General features: G+C 75.8%; 8 protein-coding genes. 5 read left to right on the top strand and 3 right to left on the bottom strand.

All coding sequences use genetic code 11. The annotated features are described in order from the left end of the window. Positions 1-152: 152 nt before the first annotated feature. Together ADK60_RS18015 and ADK60_RS18010 are read left to right on the top strand one after the other, a co-directional pair. Entirely contained in the window at positions 153-539 is a 387-nt protein-coding gene (locus tag ADK60_RS18015; protein WP_053647242.1) for a hypothetical protein, read from the top strand. A gap of 182 nt (positions 540-721) precedes the next feature. Further along, positions 722-1,600: a CHAD domain-containing protein gene (locus ADK60_RS18010; protein WP_053647240.1), complete on the top strand. Its 879-nt coding sequence runs from the start codon at positions 722-724 to the stop codon at positions 1,598-1,600. 54 nt (positions 1,601-1,654) lie between these two features. Here ADK60_RS18010 and ADK60_RS18005 read toward each other — a convergent pair whose 3' ends face one another. Beyond that, a complete protein-coding gene (locus tag ADK60_RS18005; protein ID WP_078897298.1) occupies positions 1,655-2,470 on the bottom strand; it encodes a uracil-DNA glycosylase in 816 nt (271 codons plus the stop codon). Positions 2,471-2,608: 138 nt separating this feature from the next. On the opposite strand from ADK60_RS18005, the gene ADK60_RS18000 reads away from it, so the two are divergent. Continuing rightward, on the top strand, positions 2,609-3,631 hold the full coding sequence (locus tag ADK60_RS18000) for a slipin family protein (RefSeq protein ID WP_079008470.1): 1,023 nt from the start codon (positions 2,609-2,611) through the stop codon (positions 3,629-3,631). A gap of 73 nt (positions 3,632-3,704) precedes the next feature. After that, positions 3,705-4,172 (top strand): CBS domain-containing protein, encoded by a 468-nt coding sequence (locus tag ADK60_RS17995; RefSeq protein ID WP_053647238.1) that lies wholly within the window; start codon positions 3,705-3,707, stop codon positions 4,170-4,172. A 38-nt stretch (positions 4,173-4,210) separates the two neighbouring features. On the opposite strand, the gene ADK60_RS17990 is transcribed toward ADK60_RS17995, so the two are convergent. Together ADK60_RS17990 and ADK60_RS17985 are read right to left on the bottom strand one after the other, a co-directional pair. Then, positions 4,211-4,621 carry a PaaI family thioesterase gene (locus ADK60_RS17990; protein ID WP_053647236.1) on the bottom strand — a complete coding sequence of 137 codons (411 nt, stop codon included), beginning with the start codon at positions 4,619-4,621 and terminating at the stop codon, positions 4,211-4,213. A gap of 82 nt (positions 4,622-4,703) precedes the next feature. After that, the gene (locus ADK60_RS17985) at positions 4,704-7,673 is read right to left on the bottom strand and encodes an FAD-binding and (Fe-S)-binding domain-containing protein (RefSeq protein WP_053647234.1); all 2,970 of its coding nucleotides are present in this window, start codon (positions 7,671-7,673) and stop codon (positions 4,704-4,706) included. 226 nt (positions 7,674-7,899) lie between these two features. Between ADK60_RS17985 and ADK60_RS17980 the strand changes: the two genes are divergently transcribed. Continuing rightward, positions 7,900-8,514 (top strand): HIT family protein, encoded by a 615-nt coding sequence (locus ADK60_RS17980; RefSeq protein WP_234326513.1) that lies wholly within the window; start codon positions 7,900-7,902, stop codon positions 8,512-8,514. Positions 8,515-8,599: the final 85 nt, after the last annotated feature.

Genomic DNA, 8,599 nt, shown 5'->3' with positions numbered 1-8,599 from the left:
GCCGTCGCCGCCGCACCCCCGACCCCCCCCGCACCCCCGGCCGCCGGCCTCGACCCCCCCCCCTGGACCACCGTCCTCCTCCCCACCGTCCTCGTCCCGGCCGCGCTCGCCGCAGCCCTCGGCCACCACCGCACCAGCTCCCGGAGCCGCCGATGAACCCCGTCCCCCTGCTCAGCGCCGCCGCCTGCGTGACCCTCGCCGTCGGCGCCCTGGCCATCGCCCACCGACTGCGCCCCGCCGTCCCCGAGGGCGAACTCCCACCCGAGCCGCACCCCGTCCTCTCCAGCATCGGCTCCGGCCTGCTCTCCGGCTTCATACTGCTCACCGGCTTCCTGGTCGCCACCGGCTGGGCCGCCCACAGCACCGGCATCCTCCCGCCCCGCGGCCTCTACCTCGCCGACGTCGCCGCCGGCACCGCCGTCCTCCTCTACCCCGCCCTCGCCGGCCTCCCCTTCACCGCCCGCTACACCACCGCCGTCACCTTCTTCGCCGCCCTCGTCGGCTACACCATGTCCCTCGCCATCCAGCTGCGCCCCTGACCGCACCCGCGCCCTATCGGTGCCTCCATCGGTGCCGCGTTCGCGCACAGGACGTCGGACCCGCCGACTTCCCGCGCTGCGGAGGACGGGTACGGGTGGCGGAAAGGTGCGCTGCCCCGGGGCGGGGACGCGGGCTAGCCTGGGAGGCGATTCCCGGACGCCCCGGAAGGGGGTGCAGGCGGATGGCCGGTGACATGGTCACCGTGGGTGAGGTGGTGCTCGGACGGATCCGGGCGCAGGCCGAGGTGCTGGCCGGACTGGACGAGGCCGTGCGCGCCGACGAACCGGACGCGGTGCACCGGATGCGGGTCGCCTGCCGGCGCCTGCGCAGCGCGTTCCGGACCTACCGGCGGCTGCTGGCCCCCGGAGCCACCGACGAACTGGTGGCCGAGCTGCGCTGGCTGGCGGCGGCGCTGGGCCGGGCCCGGGACCAGGAGGTCCTGGGCGAACGGCTGGCGGCACGGGCTCGGGAACTGCCCGCGGAATGCGGACCCGAGCGGGTCGCCGCCGAACTGGAACGCCGGGGGAAGGCCGAGTACCGGCGGGTCTGGCCGGAGGTACTCGCCGCCCTCGACAGCCCCCGCCGCCGGGCCCTCGCCGACGGACTCGCCGTACTGCTCACCGACCCGCCGCTGCGCGGCCGGGCCGACCGGGCCGCCGGCCCGGAGCTGACCCGGGTCGCCGCCCGGGAACAGCGGCGCACCGCCGACCGGATCCGCACCGCGCTGGCCGACGAGGGCGAGGAACAGGACATCGCGCTGCACGAGGCACGCAAGGCCGCCAAACGCGCCCGGTACGCGGGCGAGACGGCGCTGCCGGTGGCGGGCCGGGCGGCCGAGCGGTACGTCGCCCGGATGAAGGCCGTCCAGGAGGTCCTCGGCGAGCACCAGGACGCGGTGGTGGCATCGACCGCGCTGCGCCGACAGGCACCCGCCTCGAAGGAGCCGTTCGGCTACGGCGTGCTGTACGGGCAGCAGCTGGCGGAGGCGGAGCGGGCGCGGCTGGCGCTGCCGGAGGTGTGGGAGCGGGCGGCCGGGCCGGAGCTGACCCGGTTCGTCTGAGGCCCGGGGGAGCGCGGCGCGGTCACCGCTCCGCGTCCTTACTCCTCCGCGCTTTCACTCCTCCGTCGGGTCGAGCCCGGCGGCACGGGCGGCGGTGCGGAGCAGCTCGCGCAGCATCACGGTGCTGAGCCGGCCGGTGTTCGTGTTGCGCGGGCTGACGTGATAGCAGCCGTACAGCTCCAGCGGCGGCCCGCCGTCGCGGGCGGGCAGGGTGACGTGCGCGCCGTGGCCGAACCGCGGCCGGGGGCGCGGCACGGTCCAGCCGGCCGCGTCGAGCACCGGGAGCAGCGTCTGCCAGGCGAAGCCGCCGAGCGCCACCACGCTGCGCACGGTGGGGCGGAGCAGTTCGAACTCGCGGGCGATCCAGGGTCGGCAGGTGTCGCGTTCGGCGGTGCTCGGCTTGTTGTCGGGCGGGGCGCAGCGGACCGGGTCGGTGATCCGCACGCCGTGCAGGGCGAGGCCGTCGCCGTGCCGGACGGAGAGCGCGCGGTTGGCGAGGCCCAGGTGGTGCAGGGCGGCGTACAGCAGGTCGCCGGAGGGGTCGCCGGTGAAGATCCGGCCGGTGCGGTTGGCGCCGTGCGCGGCGGGGGCGAGGCCGACCAGGACGAGCGGGGCGTCGGGCGGGCCGAAGCCGGGGATCGGGCGGGCCCAGTAGTCCCAGTCCAGGTAGGCGCGGCGTTTGACCCGGGCCGTCTCCTCGCGCCACTCGACCAGCCGGGGGCAGGCCCGGCAGCCGGTGACGACGCGGTCGAGCACGGTGAGGTCGGGGGCCAGGGCAGCGGCCGCGGCGGGGTGGTGCGGGTGGTCCGGGGCCCGGGCGGCCTCGGGAGCGTCGGCCGGGGCCGGTTCCTCGGCGGTGGGCTGCGGCATGGCGACGATCCTAGGCGCTGGCGGAGGTTCGTCCCGGTCCGGACGGGGCAGGCGTAGCGTGGAACCAGCTGTTCCGGCGGCCGTCGGCCGGCTGGGTCGGCGACGGCCCGGGGCTCGCTGCCGCGCGAGGAGGCCGTGATGGTCGTCGAAGTGGTGATAGCGGTCGTGGTCGTGGTGCTGATGCTGACGGCCGTGGTGGCAGGGCTGAGCGTCCGGGTCGTGCAGCAGTTCCAGCAGGGCGTGGTGTTCCGGTTCGGCCGGGTGCGGGACGAGGTGCGCGGGCCGGGACTGGTCGTGCTGATACCCGTCGCGGACAAGCTGCGCCGGGTGAACGTGCAGATCGTGACGCAGCCGATCCCGGCGCAGGAGGGCATCACCCGGGACAACGTGACCGTCCGGGTGGACGCCGTCGTGTACTTCCGGGTGGAGGACCCGGTGAAGGCGATCATCAATGTGCAGGACTACAACTTCGCCATCTCCCAGGTCGCGCAGACCTCGCTGCGGTCGATCATCGGCAAGAGCGAGCTGGACGACCTGCTGGCCAACCGCGAACCGATCAACCAGGGGCTGGAGCTGATGATCGACAGCCCGGCCCTCGGCTGGGGCATCGAGATCGACCGGGTGGAGATCAAGGACGTCGCCCTGCCGGAGTCGATGAAGCGCTCGATGTCCCGGCAGGCGGAGGCCGAGCGGGAGCGGCGGGCGCGGATCATCACGGCCGACGGCGAGTACCAGGCGTCCGCGCGGCTGTCGGAGGCGGCAGCGGTGATGAGCGCGACCCCGGCGGCGCTCCAGCTGCGGCTGCTGCAGACGGTGGTGGAGGTCGCGGCGGAGAAGAACTCGACGCTGGTGCTGCCGTTCCCGGTGGAACTGCTGCGCTTCCTGGACAGCGCGGCGGAGACCCATCGGCGGGCGGCGGGCGCTGCTACGGGCGCTGCGCCGGCGCCGGGGGAGCCGGCCGAGGTACCGGGGGCGGAGGGCGGGACGCCTTCGGTGCGCGCTGCCGAGGTGCACGAAATCCCGCCGCTGGAAGAGGTGTTGGAGAACCCGCCGCTCGATGTGCCGCCGGCCCCGCTGTTGGACCCGCCGGACGACGGGCCGGCCGATGCGCCGGCCGAGTCGTCGGGCGGTCCCGAGGGCGGGCGGGGTGCCGCCGCGTAGGCCCGGTGGCGGGGCCCCGGTGGCCGGACCAGGATGGAGTGACGGGAGTGACAGGCAGGTCAGGAGGCCGATCATGACCAGTGCGGGCGACATCATGCATCAGGGGGCCGAGTGCGTGCGCGAGCACGAGACGCTCGCCACGGCGGCCCGGCTCATGAAGGAACGCGACGTCGGGGCGTTGCCGATCTGCGGTGAGCGGCAGAAGCTCCTGGGGATCCTCACCGACCGGGACATCGTGCTGAAGTGCGTCGCGGAGGGCCTCGACCCGGAGCAGGTGACGGCGGGCGAGGTGGCCCAGGGGCGGCCGATGACGGTGGAGGCGGACGAGGACGTCGAACAGGTGCTGCGGGTGATGGAGCAGTACCGGGTGCGGCGGCTGCCCGTGATCAACCACCCGGAGCACGAGCTGGTCGGCATGATCAGCGAGGCGGACATCGCGCGCGGCATGCCGCAGACGCGGCTGGCGGAGTTCGTGACGGCGGTCTGCGCCGAGGACTCGCCGCGCTCGAAGGAGGTGCTGGACACGCCGCAGGGCGCCTGACGGACGAGGAGGGCGCGAGGGTGGGGCCGCCGGGAGGCTCAGGCCAGGGCGTAGACCGTGGTGGCGTGGGCGGCCGGCTCCTCCTCGCCCTCGGCGGTGAGGGTGATGTCCAGGAACGCGATCCGCCGCCCCAGCTTGGTGACCCGGGCGTGCACCAGGACGTCCCGGCCGACGACCGCGCGCTGGAAGCTGGTGGACTGCTGGACGGTGGTCATCGGGCCGAAGCCGCCCCGGGCCGCGGACACCGCGATCACGCTCGCGGTGTCCGCCGCCGCCATCAGCGCCTGGCCGGACAGCGCGCCGCCCTCCCGGGCCAACTGGTCGGACCAGGGCAGCCGGAGCACGGCGTGGCGCTCCCCGGTGCCGGTCACCGACAGGCCGAGCGCCTGCACCCAGGGCGCGAAGTTGTCGGCCAGGATCTTGTCCGCCTCGGCGGTGGTGAGGGTCATGCCGCCATTGTGGCGGCCGCCGCGGACGGTGTCAGGGACTCGGCGCGTCCGGGCGTCGAGGCGGCGGACGACGGTGCGCCGGCTACTCGGCCGAGTTCCCGTCCGGCCGCTCCCGCAGTGCCCGGAGCATCAGCTCCGCCAGGTGCAGGGCCCGCCGTCCGTCGGCCAGTTGGGCGATCTGGGTGCGGCAGCTGAAGCCGTCCGCGAGGATCACGGTGTCCGGTCCGGCGGCCCGGACCTCCGGGAGCAGCACCCGCTCGGCGATCGCCGCCGAGATCTCGTAGTGCCCGCGCTCGAAGCCGAAGTTGCCCGCGAGCCCGCAGCACCCGGAGTCCAGGACCCGGTTCTCGACGCCCATCCGCCGCTCGATCCGGCGGTCCGCCGCGCTGCCGAGCACCGCGTGCTGGTGGCAGTGGGTCTGGGTGACGGCGTCCACCGGCAGCTGCGGCAGCGGTGTGTCCGGCGCGTACTCGTCGACGAACTCGGCGAAGGTGCGGGTGCGTTCGGCCAGCGGGCGGCCCTCGGCGCCGAGCAGGCGCGGCACTTCCTCGCGCAGGGTGGCGGTGCAGCTCGGGTCCATCCCGACGACGGGCGTGCCGACGGGCAGGCCGGTGGCGGCGAGCGCGGCCAGGCTGCGGCGCATCACCCGCCGGGCGCCCGGGAGTTGGCCGGTGGAGTACCAGGTCAGGCCGCAGCAGACCGGGCCGGCCGGCAGTCGGACGTCGAAGCCGAGGTGTTCCAGGACTTCGACGGCCGCGCGCAGGACCTCCGGCTGGAGGTGGTCGGAGAAGGTGTCCGGCCAGAGCAGGACGGGCCGGGCGCCCGCCGGGGCCGGGTGCCCGGCGCGGTGCCGCCGGTACCAGCGGGTGAAGGTCTCCGGAGGCAGGACCGGCAGTGCCCGGCGCCCGTCGACGCCGCCGAGCCGCTTGAGCAGCGGGGCGGCCGGTGAGCGGGTGATCGCGTTCACCAGGCCGGGCGCGAGCGCGGCGCCGCGCAGCCACAGCGGCAGCCGGCCCATCGCGTAGTGCGCGGCGGGCCTCGGCCGGTGCCGGTAGTGCTGGTACAGGAACTCGCTCCGGTAGGTGGCCATGTCGACCTGGACCGGGCAGTCGCTCGCGCAGCCCTTGCAGCCCAGGCAGAGGTCCAGCGCCTCGCGGACCTCGGCGGACCGCCAGCCGTCCGTGATCGCGGCCCCGGCGCCGGGGCGCTCCCCGGCGCCGCGCAGCATCTCGGCGAGCAGCCGGGCCCGCCCCCGGGTCGAGTGCCGCTCCTCGCCGGTGGCCATGTAGCTCGGGCACATCACGCCGGTGGTCGGGTCGACGCACTTGGCGACCCCCACGCAGCGGCGGACCGCCTTGGCGAGGCTGCCGTCGTCCTGCTCGTACGGCAGGGCGAGCGGCAGCTCGCGCACCGGCCGCCCGCCGAAGCGGAGGTCGGCGTCCAGCGGGCGCGGGTCGACCGGAGTGCCGGGGTTGAGCAGGTTCTCCGGATCCCAGATCTGCTTGAACTCGCGGAACAGGGCGATGACTTCGGGCGGGTACATGCGCGGCAGCAGTTCGCCTCGGGCCTGCCCGTCCCCGTGCTCGCCGGAGAGCGAACCGCCGTGCGAGACCACCAGGTCGGCCGCCTGTTCCATGAACTCCCGGAACACCGGCAGTCCTTGCGGCCGCGTGAGCGGGAAGTCGATCCGCAGGTGGACGCAGCCCTCGCCGAAGTGCCCGTACGGCACGCCGCGCAGGCCGTGCCGGCGCAGCAGGGCGCGCAGTTCGCGCAGGTAGTCGCCGAGCCGCTCCGGCGGGACGGCCGAGTCCTCCCAGCCGGGCCAGGCCTCGCCGCCGCCGGGCAGCCGGGTCACGATCCCGGCGCCGGCCTCGCGCACGGCCCAGAGCTGGCGCTGCTCGGCCGGGTCGGTGACCACGGCGGCGGTGGCGGTGCGTTCGCGCCGGACGGTGTCGGCGAGCCGGCGGGCGGCGTCGAGGGCCTCGGCGGCGGTGGCGCCGCCGGTTTCCAGGAAGAGCCAGCAGGCGCCGTCGGGCAGCCGGTCGAGGGCGGGCGGGCGCGGTCCGGCGGCGAGCAGTGCGGCGATCAGGTCGGCGGCCATGCCCTCGACGGTGAGCGGGCCGAGCGGCAGCAGCGCGGGCACGGCGTCGGCGGCGGCCGTCTCGTCCGGGTAGCCGGCCACCACCAGGGCGCGGGCGCGCGGCTCCTCGACGAGCCGGACGGTGGCGCCGAGCAGCAGTGCGCAGGTGCCCTCGGTGCCGGTGAGGGCGCGGGCCAGGTGGTGGCCGCGCTCGGGCAGCAGGGCGTCCAGCGGGTAGCCGGAGACCCGGCGCGGGAGTTCGGGCAGGCCGCGGCGGATGGTGGCGAGGTTCCGGTCGGTGAACTCCTGGAGCCGGTGGTGGAGTCGGCCCTCGGGGCCGGGCCGGACGGCGAGGGCGGCGCGTTCGGTGGGGGTGAGCGGGCCGCCGACGGTCAGTTCGGTGCCGTCGGCGAGCAGTAGGTCCAGCGACTCGACGTTGTCGGCGGTGCGGCCCCAGGCGACCGAGTGCGCGCCGCAGGAGTCGTTGCCGATCATGCCGCCGAGCGTGCAGCGGCTGTGGGTGGACGGGTCCGGTCCGAACCGCAGGCCGTAGGGGCGGGCGGCGCGCTGGAGGTCGTCGAGGACGGTGCCGGGCTGGACGCGGGCGGTGCGGCGCTCCGGGTCGATGTCGAGGACGGCGCCCAGGTGGCGGCGGAAGTCGAGCACCACCGCGCCGGGGCCGATCGCCTGCCCGCCGATGCTGGTCCCGGCGCCGCGCGCCACCACGGGCACCCGGTGCCGGCGGCAGAGCGCGAGGGCGGTGCGCACGTCCTCGGTGTCGGCGGGCTTGACCACGCCGAGCGGCAGGTGGCGGTAGTTGGAGGCGTCGTGGCTGTAGACGGTCCGTTCGGCGGCGTCGAACCGGACCTCGCCGCGCAGTGCGGCGGCCAGCTCGCGCGCGAGATCGAGCGCGAGATCGGGTGTCGTTCCGCGCGACGGGTCGGTGCCGGGGGTCGGGTCGGGGCGGCTCACGGGCGGTCCTCCCTGGCGGTGGTGAACGGTCCTTGCCGATCATCGCAGCCCGCCCCGGACAACGGCGCGGACAACGGCATGGACAACAGCGGGGAGAACGGCACGGAGCTGTGCGCGGAAGGGGGAGGCAGAGCCACGGACAAAGGTGCGCAGGCCGGGCGGGCGGGACGGGTACGGAGGAAAAGTGCTGGCGGCGGCCCCGCGGAGTGTGGGACGGTCGGTCTCCGTGATCACCGAGAACCCTGACGACCCCCGCCGTTTCCTCGCCCATCTGCCGGTCGGCGAGCGGCTCCCGATACCGGAGGACGCGGCGCCCTCCTGGTCGATCTTCCCCTACGAGGGCGAGCTGACCGTCCGTCCGCTGGACGCCGCCGAGCTGCCCGAGCCCGGCCGGCACGGCGAGGCCGGGGCGGCGGAGTGCCACGAGTGCCGCCGTCCGGACGAGGACTTCGTCTGGACCGACGAGCACTGGCGGCTGAAGGCCTTCGACGCGCCCCACGGCCTGCCCGCCGTGCTGTTCCTCGGCCCGCGCGACCACCACGACCTGTTGGACCTGCCGCCGGCCCGGGCGGTCGAACTCGGCCCGATGCTCCAGCGGGCGGAGCGGGCGATCCTGGCGCTCGGCGGCATCGGGCGCGTCCATGTGAACCGCTGGGGCGACGGCGCGGCCCACCTCCACCTGTGGCTGATCGCCCGCCCCGAGGGCCAGCGCCAGCTGATCGGCTCCACCCTCGCGCTCTGGATGGACCTGCTCCCGCCGCTGCCGGACGAGCTCCGCGCCGACACCCTGCACCGCATCGCCACCGCGATGGCCGCCGACGGCGGCACGGCGCACGCCTGACCCGGCGCAGGCCCGACCAGGCGGGCCGGGGGCGGCACGGACCCCGCGCCGCCCCCGCCCCCGGGTCGGGCCTGCCCCCCGCCCC

Origin of the sequence: Streptomyces sp. XY431 (genome assembly GCF_001279805.1) — a bacterium.
In the GTDB taxonomy this organism is placed as follows: domain Bacteria; phylum Actinomycetota; class Actinomycetes; order Streptomycetales; family Streptomycetaceae; genus Kitasatospora; species Kitasatospora purpeofusca.
This window is presented reverse-complemented; position numbering and strand designations above follow the sequence as displayed.